Annotated in this window: 19 protein-coding genes; 7 read left to right on the top strand and 12 right to left on the bottom strand. The window is 63.8% G+C overall.

The genetic code is table 11. From position 1 onward, the window contains the following. Window positions 1–3 precede the first annotated feature (3 nt). The gene (gene ada, locus VSR72_RS31695; RefSeq protein WP_342956227.1) at window positions 4–1,179 is read right to left on the bottom strand and encodes a bifunctional DNA-binding transcriptional regulator/O6-methylguanine-DNA methyltransferase Ada; all 1,176 of its coding nucleotides are present in this window, start codon (window positions 1,177–1,179) and stop codon (window positions 4–6) included. Window positions 1,180–1,666: 487 nt separating this feature from the next. Between ada and VSR72_RS31690 the strand changes: the two genes are divergently transcribed. After that, entirely contained in the window at window positions 1,667–2,077 is a 411-nt protein-coding gene (locus VSR72_RS31690) for a VOC family protein (RefSeq protein WP_342956202.1), read from the top strand. A gap of 18 nt (window positions 2,078–2,095) precedes the next feature. Here VSR72_RS31690 and VSR72_RS31685 read toward each other — a convergent pair whose 3' ends face one another. Together VSR72_RS31685 and VSR72_RS31680 are read right to left on the bottom strand one after the other, a co-directional pair. After that, window positions 2,096–2,650, bottom strand: a complete 555-nt coding sequence (locus tag VSR72_RS31685) for a YaeQ family protein (RefSeq protein WP_342956201.1) — start codon at window positions 2,648–2,650, stop codon at window positions 2,096–2,098. A gap of 314 nt (window positions 2,651–2,964) precedes the next feature. Further along, window positions 2,965–3,306, bottom strand: a complete 342-nt coding sequence (locus tag VSR72_RS31680; protein ID WP_342956200.1) for a hypothetical protein — start codon at window positions 3,304–3,306, stop codon at window positions 2,965–2,967. A 494-nt stretch (window positions 3,307–3,800) separates the two neighbouring features. Between VSR72_RS31680 and VSR72_RS31675 the strand changes: the two genes are divergently transcribed. From VSR72_RS31675 to VSR72_RS31660, 4 genes are all read left to right on the top strand, one after another. Then, window positions 3,801–4,427: a LysE family translocator gene (locus tag VSR72_RS31675; RefSeq protein ID WP_342956199.1), complete on the top strand. Its 627-nt coding sequence runs from the start codon at window positions 3,801–3,803 to the stop codon at window positions 4,425–4,427. A gap of 195 nt (window positions 4,428–4,622) precedes the next feature. Beyond that, window positions 4,623–4,787, top strand: coding sequence for a hypothetical protein (locus VSR72_RS31670; RefSeq protein ID WP_342956198.1), 165 nt, complete (start codon window positions 4,623–4,625; stop codon window positions 4,785–4,787). A 52-nt stretch (window positions 4,788–4,839) separates the two neighbouring features. Further along, window positions 4,840–4,998: a hypothetical protein gene (locus tag VSR72_RS31665; RefSeq protein ID WP_342956197.1), complete on the top strand. Its 159-nt coding sequence runs from the start codon at window positions 4,840–4,842 to the stop codon at window positions 4,996–4,998. 136 nt (window positions 4,999–5,134) lie between these two features. Further along, on the top strand, window positions 5,135–5,512 hold the full coding sequence (locus VSR72_RS31660) for an ecotin precursor (protein ID WP_342956196.1): 378 nt from the start codon (window positions 5,135–5,137) through the stop codon (window positions 5,510–5,512). A gap of 63 nt (window positions 5,513–5,575) precedes the next feature. Here VSR72_RS31660 and VSR72_RS31655 read toward each other — a convergent pair whose 3' ends face one another. From VSR72_RS31655 to mnmE, 5 genes are all read right to left on the bottom strand, one after another. Further along, the gene (locus VSR72_RS31655) at window positions 5,576–6,601 is read right to left on the bottom strand and encodes a trypsin-like peptidase domain-containing protein (RefSeq protein WP_342956195.1); all 1,026 of its coding nucleotides are present in this window, start codon (window positions 6,599–6,601) and stop codon (window positions 5,576–5,578) included. Window positions 6,602–6,966: 365 nt separating this feature from the next. Continuing rightward, window positions 6,967–7,203, bottom strand: coding sequence for a hypothetical protein (locus VSR72_RS31650; RefSeq protein ID WP_342956194.1), 237 nt, complete (start codon window positions 7,201–7,203; stop codon window positions 6,967–6,969). Between the two features lie 144 nt (window positions 7,204–7,347). Continuing rightward, entirely contained in the window at window positions 7,348–7,542 is a 195-nt protein-coding gene (locus VSR72_RS31645) for a hypothetical protein (RefSeq protein ID WP_342956193.1), read from the bottom strand. A 425-nt stretch (window positions 7,543–7,967) separates the two neighbouring features. Then, on the bottom strand, window positions 7,968–8,279 hold the full coding sequence (locus VSR72_RS31640; protein ID WP_342956192.1) for a DUF4148 domain-containing protein: 312 nt from the start codon (window positions 8,277–8,279) through the stop codon (window positions 7,968–7,970). A gap of 157 nt (window positions 8,280–8,436) precedes the next feature. Next, the gene (gene mnmE, locus VSR72_RS31635) at window positions 8,437–9,837 is read right to left on the bottom strand and encodes a tRNA uridine-5-carboxymethylaminomethyl(34) synthesis GTPase MnmE (RefSeq protein WP_342956191.1); all 1,401 of its coding nucleotides are present in this window, start codon (window positions 9,835–9,837) and stop codon (window positions 8,437–8,439) included. Between the two features lie 377 nt (window positions 9,838–10,214). On the opposite strand from mnmE, the gene VSR72_RS31630 reads away from it, so the two are divergent. Then, window positions 10,215–10,634 carry a transcriptional regulator gene (locus VSR72_RS31630; protein ID WP_342956190.1) on the top strand — a complete coding sequence of 140 codons (420 nt, stop codon included), beginning with the start codon at window positions 10,215–10,217 and terminating at the stop codon, window positions 10,632–10,634. 135 nt (window positions 10,635–10,769) lie between these two features. Here VSR72_RS31630 and yidC read toward each other — a convergent pair whose 3' ends face one another. The 4 genes from yidC to rpmH all read right to left on the bottom strand — a co-directional run bounded on the left by yidC (window position 10,770) and on the right by rpmH (window position 13,547). Beyond that, entirely contained in the window at window positions 10,770–12,446 is a 1,677-nt protein-coding gene (yidC, locus tag VSR72_RS31625) for a membrane protein insertase YidC (RefSeq protein ID WP_342956189.1), read from the bottom strand. Between the two features lie 30 nt (window positions 12,447–12,476). Further along, window positions 12,477–12,707 carry a membrane protein insertion efficiency factor YidD gene (gene yidD / locus VSR72_RS31620; protein ID WP_042266160.1) on the bottom strand — a complete coding sequence of 77 codons (231 nt, stop codon included), beginning with the start codon at window positions 12,705–12,707 and terminating at the stop codon, window positions 12,477–12,479. A 92-nt stretch (window positions 12,708–12,799) separates the two neighbouring features. Next, entirely contained in the window at window positions 12,800–13,321 is a 522-nt protein-coding gene (rnpA, locus tag VSR72_RS31615) for a ribonuclease P protein component (RefSeq protein WP_342956188.1), read from the bottom strand. Window positions 13,322–13,412: 91 nt separating this feature from the next. Then, window positions 13,413–13,547, bottom strand: a complete 135-nt coding sequence (gene rpmH / locus VSR72_RS31610) for a 50S ribosomal protein L34 (protein WP_026120950.1) — start codon at window positions 13,545–13,547, stop codon at window positions 13,413–13,415. Between the two features lie 424 nt (window positions 13,548–13,971). Between rpmH and dnaA the strand changes: the two genes are divergently transcribed. Continuing rightward, window positions 13,972–15,540 (top strand): chromosomal replication initiator protein DnaA, encoded by a 1,569-nt coding sequence (gene dnaA / locus VSR72_RS31605; protein ID WP_342956187.1) that lies wholly within the window; start codon window positions 13,972–13,974, stop codon window positions 15,538–15,540. Window positions 15,541–15,662 lie beyond the last annotated feature (122 nt).

Below are 15,662 nucleotides of genomic sequence, written 5' to 3'. Positions count from 1 at the left end.
CGCTCAAGTGGCGGTCTCCGGCGTGTTGGCTCGCTTCGAGGTCGAACGGTTGTCTTTCGCGCTCTTTGTTGCGCGCGTGGCTCCTTGCGATGTGCGGATCTCGCCCGCGCGTGCTTCGGCGTCGATCAGCGCCGCCTTGCGCTCTAGCCCCCAACGATAACCCGCGAGCGAGCCACCCTTCTGCACGACGCGATGGCACGGAATCGCCAGCGCGACGGGATTCGACGCGCATGCGCTCGCCACGGCCCGCACCGCGCGCGGCGCGCCGAGCGTTTCGGCAATCTGTGTGTAGCTGCGCGTCTCGCCGTAGGGAATGCGCTGGAGCGCGTCCCAGACGCGCTGCTGGAACGCCGTCGCGGCAATGTCGAGCGGCAGCTCGAAACGCTCGCGCCGGCCGTGCAGATACGCGTCGATCTGCGCGGCGAACGGCGCGACCGCGGCCTTGTCCTCGAGGCACTGCGCGTTCGCGAAATCGGCAGTGAGCGCGGCGGTGAGCGCCGCGGCATCGTCGCCGAACGCGATCCGGCAAATGCCCTTTTCCGTTGCCGCGATCATCACGAAGCCGATCGACGTGGGCGTGGCGGCGTAGCGGATCGTCAGTCCCGCGCCCTTGCGGCGATAGGCGGAAGGCGCCATGCCCAGCTCGCCCGGCACGCTGTGATAGAGCCGCGACGACGAGCCGAAGCCGGCGTCGGCGCTTGCGCGCGTGACGTCGGCGCCCTCGCCGAGCGCGTCGCGCAGCACGGCCCCGCGTCGCGCCGCCTGGTACTGGCGCGGCGACACGCCCAGCACGCGCTTGAAGAGGCGCTGCAGATGAAACGGGCTGAGGTGCACGGCTTCGCCCAGTTGCGCGAGTGTGAGGCGCTCTTGCGGATCGGCGTCGAGGGCCTCGCAGGCGCGCCGCACGATTTCCAGCTCGCGCGGCAGGCCGCCAGGGCGGCAGCGCTTGCATTCGCGATAGCCGGCGGCGCGCGCGTCGTCGGCCTCGGCGAAGAACTCGATGTTCTCGCGCCTCGGCAGCCGCGAAGCGCACGACGGGCGGCAAAACACGCCGGTCGTACGCACGCCGTAGAAGAACGCGCCGTCGACGCTGGCGTCGCGCGACGTGACGGCCTGCCAGCGGTCGGCGTCGCTCGTCCACTCGCTGTCTGGCGTTTCCTTGGGTTTTGAGGGTTTCATCGCTGGTTTCAGTTCAGGGATGGCGCTCATTTGGCGGCTCCTCGAAGTGCCTGTCTACATGCCCTTACTCTAACTTCGCGTACGGCCGATGGCGTGCCGGATCTTGCGCTGTCATTGTGGTCAGGTTCCAGCCGGATTTCACGCGAGCACGTGCTCATCCGGCACTTTTATGGCCTTCGGTGAATCCCTGGTGGCGGTTTGCACTTTCCCGTGCGACGAAATGACAACTTTGCGGGTTTTCCCTTAAAAAGTTGTTGCGTCGCGTCAGCCGACTCGGTATAGTGGTTCCTGTCTCCTCCATGTCTCCTCCTGATATGGATTAAGCCCGCTCACAGCAGCGGGCTTTTTTTCGTCCAGCGTTTCTATACGCGCCTACCCGCATCCACCGGCGCTCCCGTTTCGCGAGGCCTGCTGAACTGCGCGGATTCTGCGCAGCCGTGCGCCCACAGGTTCATCATGAGAGGCCCTGCACGACCTCGAGGGCGCCATGCGAATCCAGATTCGCGAGATCGATCACGTCGTTATCCGGGCGGCCGATATGGCTGCGATGACGCGCTTCTATTGCGAAGTGCTCGGCTGCGAGCCGGAGCGCGAACAGCGCGACCTCGGGCTTACACAACTGCGCGCGGGACGCTCGCTCATCGATCTCGTGACGATTGGCGGCCCGCTCGACCGGGGCGCCGGCGCGCCGCCTGCGGGCGCGGGCGGCAACATGGATCATCTTTGTCTGCGCGTGGAGCCGTTCGACGCCGAGGCGCTCACATTACACCTGACGCAGCATGGGGCGCGCCCCGGCAATGCCGTCGAGCGCTACGGGGCGGAGGGTTTGGGGCCGTCGCTGTATCTGTTCGACCCGGAAGGCAATTTGGTGGAACTCAAGGGGCCGCCGCACGCCTGAGCGCGCGCGGGCGCGCCCTCACACGTTCTCGGGCGCCTTGAACACGCTCCACTCGACTGCCACGGGCTCGGCGCTCGAATTGCCGATCCACGCTGCGCCGTCCTGCACCGTGCACTGCAGGCGCATGGTGCGTTCGGCGAGCGCGCCGAGCGACGCGGCAACGCCCTCGCCCAGCGACCAGACCGTCACGTTGCGCAGGCGCTCGACCTTGCTGCGCACGCCTTGCCACCAGATGTCGGAGGTGCGTCCGCCGTAGGCAATCACGATGACTTCGTTCGCGCGGCCGCTCGCCTTGGCAATGCGGCGCTCGTCGGGCTGGCCGACTTCGATCCACGTTTCGATCGCGCCCGTATAGTCCTTGCGCCAGAGGTCGGGCTCGTCCGTGTCGGAGAGGCCCTTGCAGAATTCGAGGCGCTCGCCCGCAAACAGCGCGAACGCAGCGATGCGGACCATCATGCGGTCGTCGGTTTCGGACGGATGACGCGCGATCGTGAGCGCATGGTCGGCGTAATAGTGCCGGTCCATGTCCGCGATCTGCAGTTCTGCTTTGTAGATGGTCGATTTGAGTGCCATACCGAATTCCGGGCGCGCGAAAGCCGCACATGATAGCGAAGTTTCAAGCAAGCCACGTGCCGGGCGAGTTCACGCGGCGCGCGCGTCGATGCGGCGCGCGACGCAATGCGGATGGTCTGACGAGAAAGTGACGGGGGTTTGACAGCGGAGCGCGGCGCATTGCATCACGCCACGGCTGCGCACGGCAAACAGGATGGCCCGGATGTGCGTCGGGCCATGTTGCGAGGGGCGTCTTGCTACCTCATGGGAGTCTTGCGGGCGGCACTCGCGCGCCGCGCGGGCGCGCTGAATCTCCGGCAGACAAGGATGCCGCTTTACTGCTTGATGAAGCGGTCGGTCGTCCAGAGACCTTGCTCGTCGGTGTTCGCCGCGTTGACGAATTCGACGTCATGACCCACCACCTGTACGACGCGGAACGACTGATTGTCGGGCGTGGACAGACACTGGAATCCTGTGAAGTATTCCTGCATCTGTTGATGCTCGCCGGCCTGTTCGTGCAGCGAGACGGCGTCGAGCTTGTCCTTCGAGAGGCAGCCATAGGAACCCGGCTTGAGCTGCACCGTTTGCTGCGGCTTCACGCCGACATCCTGAGCTTGAACCGCAACGGCGCAAACAAGACCTGCCGCCACAACGACGAAACCGGATAGCATTTTCATGATTGCCTCCTGCGGGTTTTTACTCGGGTTAGCTATGTATTTAACTTTCAAGCCTCACCCAACTTTCTAAACATAGAAAACTGCTGAAAGACTGCAAGCCCGACTTGTGTGCGTCTGCAACAGCCGAGGGTGCTCGCAGCATGGCGTCGAACCACGTCATGTCATTCAGCCTGGCGCTGCGGCGCGCCCAGCAGCAGTCCGAAGCATTGATTACAAAGCCTGGCACCTTATCCAACAAGGCGCGGCCGGTTATAGCCGGAATAGGACAATCGCGCTTCCCTGGATTTAAGCGGTTTATTAGATGGTCGGGCAGTCAATGACGCGGCGCACCTAAAGTCGCACGTGCGCCAATTGAAAGCGCGCGCATTAATGGATTGGCGACAGAATAAAATCGATGCCAGGCGCCCTTCCGAAGTGCTCGAAAAGAACAAGCGCCATGCTTGCGTACCGCAAAAGTTCGTGGATAAATCGGGCTTCCCAATGGAGGAACCCCCATGACTTTCGCTCACTGGCTGCCGTTCGCGATTGCGTCGGCCATTCTCGTCGCCATTCCCGGCCCCACCGTGCTGCTCGTCGTTTCCTACGCACTCGGCCACGGCCGCCGCTATGCGCTCGCCACCACGGCCGGCGTTGCGCTTGGCGACTTCACGGCAATGACCGCTTCCATGCTCGGGCTTGGCGTCGTCCTCGCGGCCTCCGCCACGCTGTTCTCGGTGCTGAAATGGGTCGGCGCGGCCTACCTGATCTACCTGGGCGTAAAGCTCTGGCGTGCGCCCGTGGGCGTTGGCGACTCACCGGACACCTCTGAGACGCGCACCGGCCGCATCTTCGCGCACGCGTACGCGGTCACTGCGCTCAACCCGAAGAGCATCATTTTCTTTGTGGCCTTCGTGCCGCAGTTCATCGATCCTCACATGGCCATGACGCCGCAGATCGTCGTGTTCGAAGCCACCTTCCTCGCGCTCGCGACGCTCAACGCATTCGCCTATGCGCTGCTCGCGGCGGCCGCGCGCAAGGTCGTACGCAGTCCGCGAGTCCAGCGCGCGATCAATCGCACCGGCGGCACGCTGCTCATCGGCGCTGGGCTCTTTGCTGCCGTGTGGCGGAGGTCGGCAGCATAAACCACTTGTCTGACTCGATGACGACCTTGGCGCAAGTCACGTTCTGAGCCCCGCGGACCGGGCACGCGGGCTGCGCAGCCTGGCTTGTGATGGTTGGCGAACATTGTTTTCAAGCTTCGGTGCGCGCCCAATGTGCAAACTGTCGCGTCTTGGCTACAATGCAATTGCAAACCGCTTGACAACCAGGAGGTAATCGTGATCGAACACGTAATACTGGGCGCGTTTCTGGTGATTCCCCTCGTCATTGTCGTCTTCCTGTTTTCCGACGAAATCCTCGAGGAGCATCGACAGCGCGTGCAAGCGGGAGACGGACACCATATGGACTGGCGTCATCCGCTACGCAGCTTGCTGCATCACTGAGCGGGAGCACGCATCGCGCGGATGAGCGCGCCGAAGCACATGGGCGGCACTCGTGGATTTCGAGTTCTCCTGGATGGCGTACTTCGTCGCACTGTTCGTGCTGATGGTGCTATCCATCGCGCTCACCCTTCTCTGTCCGTCCGCCGGGCAGCGCGGTAGCACGCCGCGCTCACACGAGGCAGACGCGCACGACGGCGAGCACGCACGCTGACGGGACTCGCTCCCGGCCAGCGCGCGGCGGCAAGCCACACCTTCCCGTAATTCGGCGTTACCACTTGCAGCACCTGTATCCGGCCATCGGGCTGACAATCGGTCGCATGTTTTCAAAGGTTCTCAGGGAGAACGACATGCGAAAGATGGCAGCCGTTTTGGTGCTGGCGGGGTGTGCGGTGGCGGCCGGCCCCGCGAGCGCGCACGATCACGGCGGTGACGTGGTGGGTGCGCTGGTTGGCGGTGCGTTGATTGGCGCCGCGGTGGGCGCCGTGCTGAATAGCGCTCCGGTGGTCGCATACCCGGCTCAGCCGGCCTATGTGCAGCCGGCACCAGTGTATGCACAGCCGGCGCCGGTTTATGCCGCCGCCCCGGGTGGAGCTGCGTGCTACGACCAGTATTCGGGCCGCTATGTGCCCTGCGCGCCGCCTCCGCCGCCGCAATACGACGACGGCTACGCACAGCCCGGCTACGGACAACAGCCGGTTTATGCCCAGCCCGGCAGCGGCTGGTAATGCATGCAGCGGCGCGTGCCAAGACGCGCCGCGCATGAGATTCAGGCAGGCCGCTCCTTGCGCCTAGCCCGTCTGCTCGACGGGCGTCACCCTCAGGTCGAGCCGCTGCGTCAAGCGGATCACACCGATTTCTACTTCGCGGTCAATGCGCGAAACGTCGAAGAGACGCTGAAGCGTGTCGATACCGTCCACCGGCACACCGTCGATCGTCACGATCGTGTCGTGCACCCGCAGGCCGCCGAGCGCGGCAGGACTGCCCTTGACGATCTCCATCACCCGCACGCCGGTAGTGGCGCTCAGCTCGAAGTAACGCTGCACCTTGCGCGCGATCGGCACCGTGGTGCCGGCAATGCCGATATACGCCCGCCGCACCCGGCCGTGTGCGAAGAGCTGCGTGATAACCCACTTTGCCGTGTCGATGGCCGTGGCGAAGCAGATGGCCTGCGCGCCCGGAATGATCGCCGTATTCACGCCAATCACCTGACCAGCCGAATTGATGAGCGGACCGCCCGAGTTGCCCGGATTGAGCGCGGCGTCGGTCTGGATCACGTCGTAGATCATGCGGCCGGACTCCGAGCGCAGCGAGCGGCCGAGCGCCGACACCACGCCCGCTGTCACCGTTTGCGCGAGGCCGAGCGGGCTGCCCACGGCGATCGCGATCTGCCCGACGCGCAGGCCCGCCGAATCGCCGAGTTGCGCGTGCGGCAGCGCCTCTGTTGCGCCAATACGCAGCACGGCGAGATCCGTGCTCGGGTCGTCGCCGACGAGGTCGGCGGTCTGCGTCGACCCGTCCGCGAGCGTCACGCTCAGCTTGCTCGCGCCATGCACCACGTGGCTATTCGTCAGCAAGTAGCCGTCTGGGGTGAAGAGAAAGCCCGAACCGCTGCCACCGCGCGCAGGAGCCTGGCCCGATGCGCGGCGCTCGACAGCAATGTGCGCGACCGCCGGCTGCACGCGCTCCAGCGCGCCGATCACAGTGCGCGAATAGGCGTCGAGGAGCGCACCGTCGTCGATGCCAGGGCGCTGGCCCGCGCCGTCGGATGGGACGCCGCGAGCCAGATCGTCAATGAAGGAAGGTCGTCTGCCCACGATCTGAATCTCCGAAAAAGTGGGCTGTACATGCAGGGGGCACGCGACGTTTTCAAGAGCGTGCGCAGGGCCGCCCGAAACGTTAAGGATTGTTAATTCGGGGCGCAAACCGTTGCTGCACCGTGGGCGAGTCGCGAGAATGGTGTGGCGGCGACAACCCCTCGGCGCCGCGTAGGATGCCTGATGGCAAGCTCTTGACCGCGGCCCCTGCCGCGGTCTTTTTACGTCTGCAGGCCTGTTGGCGAGCGCCCCGGAAAAGAAAAAAGCCCGCTTGCGCGGGCTAATCCATGCTCGGGTGACATGGCGAGGTTAATGGGTCGTTCGCGGCGCCAGGCGCACGCGAAGCAAACTAGTGAACCGGTGAGTCAGGCGGCCAGCGCCTCGCGCACCACTGCGCCGTTGGCGGGCTGACGTGTTTCGAGTTCGACCATGAGCGCGTCGACGGTCCGGAACTGGGACTGCGTGATCTGGTCGAGGTCGAGCAGCCTGGAAAGGCGCTTGTACCAGTAATCGAATGAAAAGACGGCTGGCGTCGTGCCAGCGGATAACGAGGGCGCCATTGCGCGCGTGATATGCGCGATCTCGTCGTCGATGAATCTCATGGCTGCCCCCTGCGCTCGTCCAACGTATTGTGAAAACGTGTCTCGCCACTTTAGTTCGGCGGCGGCGCGTGTACAGCTATCACATCGGATAGGTCAAGTTCAAAGGTCAGACATCAACCTTTCAAGGGGCTTGTTACGGTCCCCTTAACGTCGCCATCCGTGGCCGTAATAGCCGCCCACGCCAACCCCGATATCTACCGACGGCGCTGCATAGTAGCCCGGCGCATAGCCGTAGCCATAGGCAGGTGCCGGCGCGTACGCGTAAGGCGGTGCCACCACACAACCCGTAAGGCTGGCCGACAGGCCAACCAGCGCAATAACGCAGAAGAGTGTTTTCATCGTCGTTCTCCTATCCCACCGATTGTCGGTGAGCCATGCCGAGGCAAGGGTTTGGAAAAGCAACGATGTGTGTCTACAAATTACAGCCGCACACAGCGGACGCCGTACGCTCATGGAGAAATAGAGGGTCGCGTTGGCGAGCAGTGGAGACGGGGCACACGCAAAAGAATCGTCTGCTTGCCAATTTCAGAATACATCGCACTACGAAGTAAATGACGTTGCAGTTAGCTCGTAGTGCGCTGAGATGAAGCTGGACAAGCTTTGCTTTTGAGTAGCGTCGCCAGGTTGCTTGACGGCCGCTGGAAAAAGCGCCCAGGCCAGAAGGCCCGAGCGAAGCCGTCGAGCGAACGACGGCGGAGGTATTCGTTTAGGGATGCGAAACGCCTGAAACGGATCGTAGCAGGCGTTTCAGCGGTATTGCCGTGTTACGGATGGTTATACATTGCGTTCCAGTCGGCCTTGGCCACCGCCGGATGTCCTGCATCCGAGTTGCCGGCTGCCACGCCGCCATAGCCGCTCGTTGCGCCGTTCGCGGCCGCCACCTTGGCCTCGGCGGCGAGCAGATCGTCGGGGTAGTGCGGGTCCGCCCCTGCGCCCGGATGCCAGCCCGCCTTCGCGAGCTGCTCGAGCTCGGCGCGCACCTGGGCGCGGGTAACGGGTGCATTCGATTGCGCGAACGATGCCATCGGCACCACGAGTGCAACGGCAACGGCTACGGTCTGGATCAGGGACTTCATGCTAACTACCTCCTTTGGCTTTTGATTCGGCGCGACAATATGTCTGCATCCGATGAGCGAAAGTCTAGGAGGATTGCTGTCGAGGGTTAACCCTCGTACTTCGAAGGGATTGTTCCAGGCGACGGAAGAATGGGGCAGCGCGTTGCGCGAATCGGGGTTACTTCCCGATACAAAACCGGCTGAAGATCACGCCCAGCAGGTCGTCGGACGTGAATTCACCGGTAATTGAATTCAGCGACTCCTGCGCGAGCCGCAACTCTTCGGCAAACAGATCGAGCAACTGCGAATTCTGGTCGGCGTGCGCCGCCGCCTGCGCGAGATGCTCGCGAGCCGCGCGCAGCGCAATGAGATGCCGCTCGCGCGCGAGATAAACGCTCTGTGCGTCCGCCTGCCAGCCCGCAATGCGCAGCAACTCGGCGCGCAGCAGCCCGACACCGTCGCCCTGTTTCGCCGAAAGACGCAACTCGCAGACTTCGCGGCCGTTCTCCGCTCGGCGCTTCGCCACTTCGGGCGCCACACCGGTCAGGTCGGTCTTGTTGAGTACGCGCACAACCGGCACACCTGCGGGAAAGCGCGCAGCGATCGCCTCGTCTTCGGCGTTCATGCCCGTGCGCGCATCGAGCAGATGCAGCACCACGTCTGCGCGGCCAATTTCGCTCCACGTGCGCTCGATGCCGATCTTCTCGACCTCGTCTTCCGTGTGGCGCAAACCCGCCGTGTCGATCACGTGCAGCGGAATGCCTTCGACCTGGATGGTCTGGGAAATCTTGTCGCGCGTCGTGCCGGCAACGGGCGTCACGATCGCGAGCTCGGCGCCTGCCAGCGCGTTCAACAACGACGACTTGCCCACGTTGGGCTGTCCCGCGAGCACGACCGAAAGTCCCTCGCGCAGCAGCGCGCCCTGGCGAGCCTCGGAGAGCACGTGGTCGAGCTGCTCGCGAATGCGCGTGAGCTTGCCGCGTGCGTCCGCGGCTTCCAGGAAGTCGATCTCTTCTTCGGGGAAGTCGAGCGTCGCTTCCACGAGCATGCGCAGCGTGACGACATCGTCCACGAGCGCGTGGATGTCCCGCGAGAACGCGCCGTCGAGCGAGCGGCCGGCTGAGCGCGCTGCCGCTTCAGTGCTCGCTTCGATGAGGTCGGCCACGGCTTCCGCCTGGGCCAGATCGAGTTTGTCGTTGAGGAACGCGCGCCGCGTGAATTCGCCGGGCTCGGCGAGGCGCAGCCCGAACTCCCGGCCCGCCTCGATGCAGCGCTGCAAAACGAGTTGCAGCACGATCGGGCCGCCGTGCCCCTGAAGTTCGAGCACGTGCTCGCCGGTGTACGAATGCGGAGCGGGGAAGGACAGTGCGATACCCCGGTCGAGCACCGTGCCGGCGCCGTCGAGGAAGGGCACGTAGCTCGCATGGCGCGCGACCAGCTCCTGCCCTGTGAGGGCCTGCATCAGCGCTTTGGTGGCTGCCGCTCCGGCGCGCCCGGCCGATACGCGCACGACACCAATCCCGCCGCGTCCGGGCGCTGTAGCGATGGCGACGATGGGATCGGAATCGGTGGCGAGCATGATGGGCGTGGACCGTGGAGCAGGGCTGGAATGGGATCGACTGCGGGGATCGAGTGCGGGGACCGGCTACGGTCGCACGGGCACTCTCAAAACGCGAGGCATTGTAACGCGCCGGACAAAGTGCTTTCCGGCAGGGAGTCCGGCTGAGACACGTCTCGCCTTATCTTGTATTGGATAAGATTGGTCTTAGTGAATTCTGTCAGAATTTGGATAATGCGAGCGCCTGATTCCGCCAACAGCCTGAGCAGAAGGGAATTCCCGGGCGTCTAGATCGAAATCATAGGGCAGCGAGAAGCAGGCGAATTATCACTTTTATACGCTAAATATAGCCTAACTGGTTGTCATCTTCGCCAAATTCGGGCTGCACAATCTGGCCCATGCCGACATCCGACGAAAAAGCCGCCTTTGCCGAACGTCTCAAGTTCGCCATGAAGCGCGCGCCCGAAAAACTGCGCGGCAGCACCGACCTGGCTAACCGGTTCAACCTGCGCCATCACGGCGAGCATCCGGTTTCGCCGCAGACCGCTCACAAGTGGCTGAGCGGCCGCACCATTCCCACGCACGACAAACTGGAGACGCTGGCGAAATGGTTCGATGTGGACATCCACTGGCTGCACTACGGTCCGCCGGGCAACGCGGGCTCGACCGTGCCGCGGCCGCGCAAGCACGACGACAAATATCCGGTTTCCGAGGAAACGCTCGAACTCGCCTCGAAGATCGAGTCGCTGAGCGCTCATCACCGCTATCTCGTGCAGGAACTGGTTGCCCAATTCTACGGCGACGCCGACAAGAGCTGACGCGCGCACACGAACGCTGCGCTCTGCGCCGTCAAGGAAACGCGCTCCCACCAAGCAAAAAAGCCGTCCGGTTCACACCGGACGGCTTTTTTTCGAGCCTTGATTCAAGTGGCGGCGTTACCGCCGCCCCAGCACTCAGGCTGCCTTCGTCTTGCCTTTGCCCATCATGCGCGTGATGTAGTACTGCTGCGCGATCGAGAGCACGTTGTTCACGACGTAGTACAGCACGAGGCCCGCCGGGAAGAAGAAGAACATGACCGAGAACGCGATCGGCATGAACATCATCATCTTGGCCTGGACGGGGTCCGGCGGCGTGGGGTTGAGCTTCGTTTGCACGAACATCGAGACGGCCATCAGCACCGGCAGGATGAAGAACGGATCCTGCTGCGAAAGGTCGTGAATCCAGAGAATCCACGGCGCGCCGCGCATTTCCACCGACGAGAGCAGCACCCAGTACAGCGAGATGAACACCGGAATCTGGATCACCACCGGCAGGCAGCCGCCGAACGGATTCACCTTCTCGGTCTTGTAGAGCTCCATGAGCGCCGCGTTCATCTTCTGCGGGTCGCTCTTGAAGCGCTCGCGCAGCGCCTGCATGCGCGGCGTGATTTCCTTCATGCGCGCCATCGACTTGTAGCTGGCGGCGGAGAGCGGGAAGAACACGGCCTTGATGAGCAGCGTGAGCAGCACGATCGACCAGCCCCAGTTGCCCACGTAGCTGTGGATCTTCTCGAGCAGCCAGAAGAGCGGCTTGGCGATGATCGTCACCCAGCCGTAGTCCTTCACGAGTTCCAGACCCGGCGCGATGCCTTCGAGCATGCGCTCTTCCTGCGGACCCGCGAAGAGGCGCGCCTGCACGGTATCGGTCGCACCCGGTGCGATCGTGCCGAGCGGCTGCTTCACGCCCACGCGGTAGAGCGAGTTGTCGAACTTCTCGACGTAGATGCTGCGCTTGGCGCCTTGCTGCGGAATCCACGCGGTCGCGAAGTAGTGCTGCACCATTGCGACCCAGCCGTTGTCGGCTTGCGTCACGAAGTCGGCCTTGTTCTTGTCGATGTCGCCGAACGTGATCTTCTGGAAGTGATGCTCGTTCGAGTACACCGCCGGGCCGATGAACGTGTGCGAGAAGCGCGGCGTTTCGACCGGCTCGCTGTCACGCACGATTTCCATGTAGAGCGTCGGCGAAACCGGCGCGCCGCTCACGTTCTGCACCTTCCAGTCCACGCCGATCACGTAGCTGCCGCGCGTGAACGTGTAGGTCTTGGTGACCTTCACGCCGCCTTTCTCGGGCGACTGAAGCGCGACCTGGAACGAGTTGGCGTCGCCGGTCAGCTCGCGCGGACCATCGACAGCCGTGAACACGTCGTTGTGGTTCGGGAAGTCGCCGCCGAGCAGGCCCGTACGCGCCAGGTACGTGTGGTCGTTCGTGTGATCGAACAGCGTGATGTACTGGTCCGGACCCTTGCCGTCGGCGCTTTCCTTCACGAGCGAGAGCTTCACGAGCGTGCCGCCGCGCGTGTCGATCACGCCGTCGTAGACGTCGGTGCGGAAATGGACGAGCTGGGCTGCGGCTGCAGCGGGCTGGGCGGTGTTCGTCGGCGCCTGGCCTGCGGCGGCGGCGGCCGTCGGCAGGTCAGACGCGCCATTGGCGGCGCTAGCGGGCGCAGCGCCGCCCGCGGCGGTTTGCGTCTGCGTTTGCGTCGCGTTCGGGAAGAACATCGACTGGCGTCCATGGTCGCGCTGCCAGTTGTCGTACAGCATGACAGCTGACATGAAGAAGATGACCCATAGGACGGTGCGTTTGATATCCATGCGTTGTCTCAGTGTCGATGGAATGGCGCGTCAGCGCTTTTTCGGAGATGCAGGCGGGACGAGATCGATGCCGCCCGCCGAAAACGGATGGCAGCGGCACAGCCGCCGCGCGGCGAGGTAAGTCCCACGCGCGGCGCCATGATACTGGATTGCCTCGCGTGCGTAATCCGAACAGGAAGGATAAAAACGGCACCGGCTGCCGAGGAGGGGACTCACGGCAAGCTTGTAGAAACGCAGCAGTGCGATCAATACCGTTTGCATGGCGTTGCGGCCTGGCTGCGCCGCGTTCGATGACGAACCACATGCCGCTTGCGCGGCGTCTACGTCGGATATGCCGGACTCGCGCGCCCCGCTCATGATGTGCGGGAACTGCCGTGGTCCGGCGGCAAATCTTTACCGGCCTGGGCACGCGCCGGTTCCCCACTTGGCGCCGCAACCTGCGTCGCGCAAGGGGTGCGCGCAGATGTCGCAGGCGCAGCGCTGCCACGCCGCGTGACTTCGCGCGCGGCCTTTTCGAGCAGCGTCTCGATCTCGCCGCGGCACAAAGCCTTGAGCCCCGGCGAGGACGCGCCCGGCAGCGCCTTGCGGTCGAACTTCGTATGCAGGCGCAGCAGCAGGTCGAAACCTTCGAACTGCGCACGACGCACACGAAACGCTTCGCGGGCAATACGGCGCACCAGGTTGCGCGTGACCGCGCGCGGTGCGTACTTCTTGCCGATCACGAGTCCGAGCCGCGCCTCGTTGCCAGTGGGCCGGCCGTACACGACGAAGTGCTCGGTGCGGCGCCAGGGGCGCAAACGAAAAACGGATGAGAACTCATCCGTTTTCAGTAGCCTTGCGGCTTTCGGAAAAGCGGCTTGCGTTCGCGACGGCATGACGCCCCGATCAGTTACCAGGTTCGTCCTGTTCGCCGTGCTTGCGAGCGGGCCGCTACCCGTGATTTCGCTGATAGCGATGCTGCCCGACTTAGACGGCGAGGCGCTTGCGACCCTTCGCACGGCGTGCGTTGATCACTTTGCGGCCACCAGCGGTCTTCATGCGCACGCGGAAACCGTGGGTACGCTTGCGACGGGTAACGGAAGGTTGGAAAGTACGTTTCATGTTGCTCTCACTGTTGAGTTTTGACCGCGGCGAGCATCGCGGAAAAAGGCAATGGCCGGTGGTACTAGGGATTGGTTTTCGAGGAACCCGCTATTTAATCCGGTTTTTCGTTGGCCGTCAATAGGTTAGGCGATCGAACCTTCTGGGACGGCCACGCCGCGCCCGCATTGGGCGCGTGGAGGGCACGAACGAACGTGCGTTGATCCGTCCCTGTGGATAACTTCCTGGTGAGGGGATTTCAGCGTTAGAATCTCGCCTATCCCAAGAATCCTGCATGCCGCTCCGGCCCGCCTGCTTGCCGCAAGACCCTTGCCGCGCGGGCTTCCGGAGCAATTGCCGTCGCTTTCGTCAGGGCCTCGTCGCGTGTGTGCGACAAGAGCGGAGCGAGTGCAATGCATGCAAACAAAACGACCACAGCAACTCGATGAACGAATTCTGGCAACACTGTTCCGCACTACTGGAGCGTGAGCTAACGCCCCAGCAGTACGTGACGTGGATTAAACCGTTGGCCCCGGTTGCCTTCGATGCTGCGGCGAACACGCTGCAGATAGCCGCTCCCAACCGCTTCAAGCTCGACTGGGTCAAAAGTCAATTTTCGGGCCGGATCACCGATATGGCGCGCGACTTCTGGCAGACCCCTGTCGACGTGCAGTTCGTCCTCGACCCGAAGGCGGGTATGCGCGCGCCCCAGGTCGCAACGGCCCCCGCTGTCGCGCCGCGCGCGCCGCTGGCTAGCGCGCCCGCACCGGCTGTTGCCGCCGCGCCGCAACCGGCCGCCGTGACTGGCGGCACGGGTCTCGCCGGCATGGTGCAAGCCGCATCGGCCGCCGCGCAGGCGACCGCCGAAGACGCCGCCGACCTCGACCTGCCCAGCCTCGACGCGAACGAAGCCGCCGCCGGCCGCCGCACGTGGCGCCCGGGCCAGGGCGCGGCTGCGGCCGCCTCGAGCGGCGAGCCCGACCCGACCTACGAGCGCTCGAAGCTCAACCCGGTGCTCACGTTCGACAACTTCGTGACGGGTAAGGCGAACCAGCTCGCGCGTGCGGCTGCCATCCAGGTGGCCGACAACCCCGGCATCTCGTACAACCCGCTGTTCCTCTACGGCGGTGTGGGCCTCGGCAAGACTCACTTGATCCACGCGATCGGCAACCAGCTCCTGCTCGACAAGCCGGGCGCGCGTATCCGCTATATCCACGCCGAACAGTATGTGTCCGACGTGGTGAAGGCTTATCAGCGCAAGGCGTTCGACGATTTCAAGCGCTACTACCACTCGCTCGACCTGCTGCTGATCGACGATATTCAGTTCTTCTCGGGCAAGTCGCGCACGCAGGAAGAGTTCTTCTACGCGTTCGAGGCGCTCGTTGCCAACAAGGCGCAGGTGATCATCACGAGCGATACGTATCCGAAGGAAATCTCGGGTATCGACGACCGCCTGATCTCGCGCTTCGACTCGGGCCTGACGGTCGCGATCGAGCCGCCCGAGCTCGAAATGCGCGTGGCCATTCTGATGCGCAAGGCGCAATCGGAAGGCGTGAGCCTGAACGAGGACGTCGCGTTCTTCGTTGCGAAGCACCTGCGCTCGAACGTGCGCGAACTCGAAGGCGCGCTGCGCAAGATCCTCGCGTATTCGAAGTTCCACGGCCGCGAAATCTCGATCGAGCTGACCAAAGAAGCGCTCAAGGATCTGCTGACGGTGCAGAACCGCCAGATTTCGGTCGAAAACATCCAGAAGACGGTGGCGGACTTCTACAGCATCAAGGTCGCCGACATGTATTCGAAGAAGCGTCCGGCCAACATCGCGCGCCCGCGCCAGATCGCCATGTATCTGGCCAAGGAGCTCACGCAGAAAAGCCTGCCGGAAATCGGCGAGCTGTTCGGCGGCCGCGATCACACCACGGTGCTGCACGCCGTGCGCAAGATTGCCGACGAGCGCACCAAGGACGCCCAGCTCAACCACGAGTTGCACGTGCTCGAGCAGACGCTGAAGGGGTAATACGCAAAAAGCAGCACCTGAAAGCGGGGCGGACGGTCGCATCCCGAAGGGTTTGCCCTGTTTATTTCGCGGATCGCCCCCAATTTAGGGAAGTGGTCCGTTTTCAGGCACAATATGGGTTT

The organism is Paraburkholderia sp. JHI869, assembly GCF_038900775.1.
Taxonomy (GTDB): domain Bacteria; phylum Pseudomonadota; class Gammaproteobacteria; order Burkholderiales; family Burkholderiaceae; genus Paraburkholderia.
The sequence above is the reverse complement of the archived record's forward strand: the minus strand, read 5'-3'. Positions and strand labels throughout refer to the sequence as shown.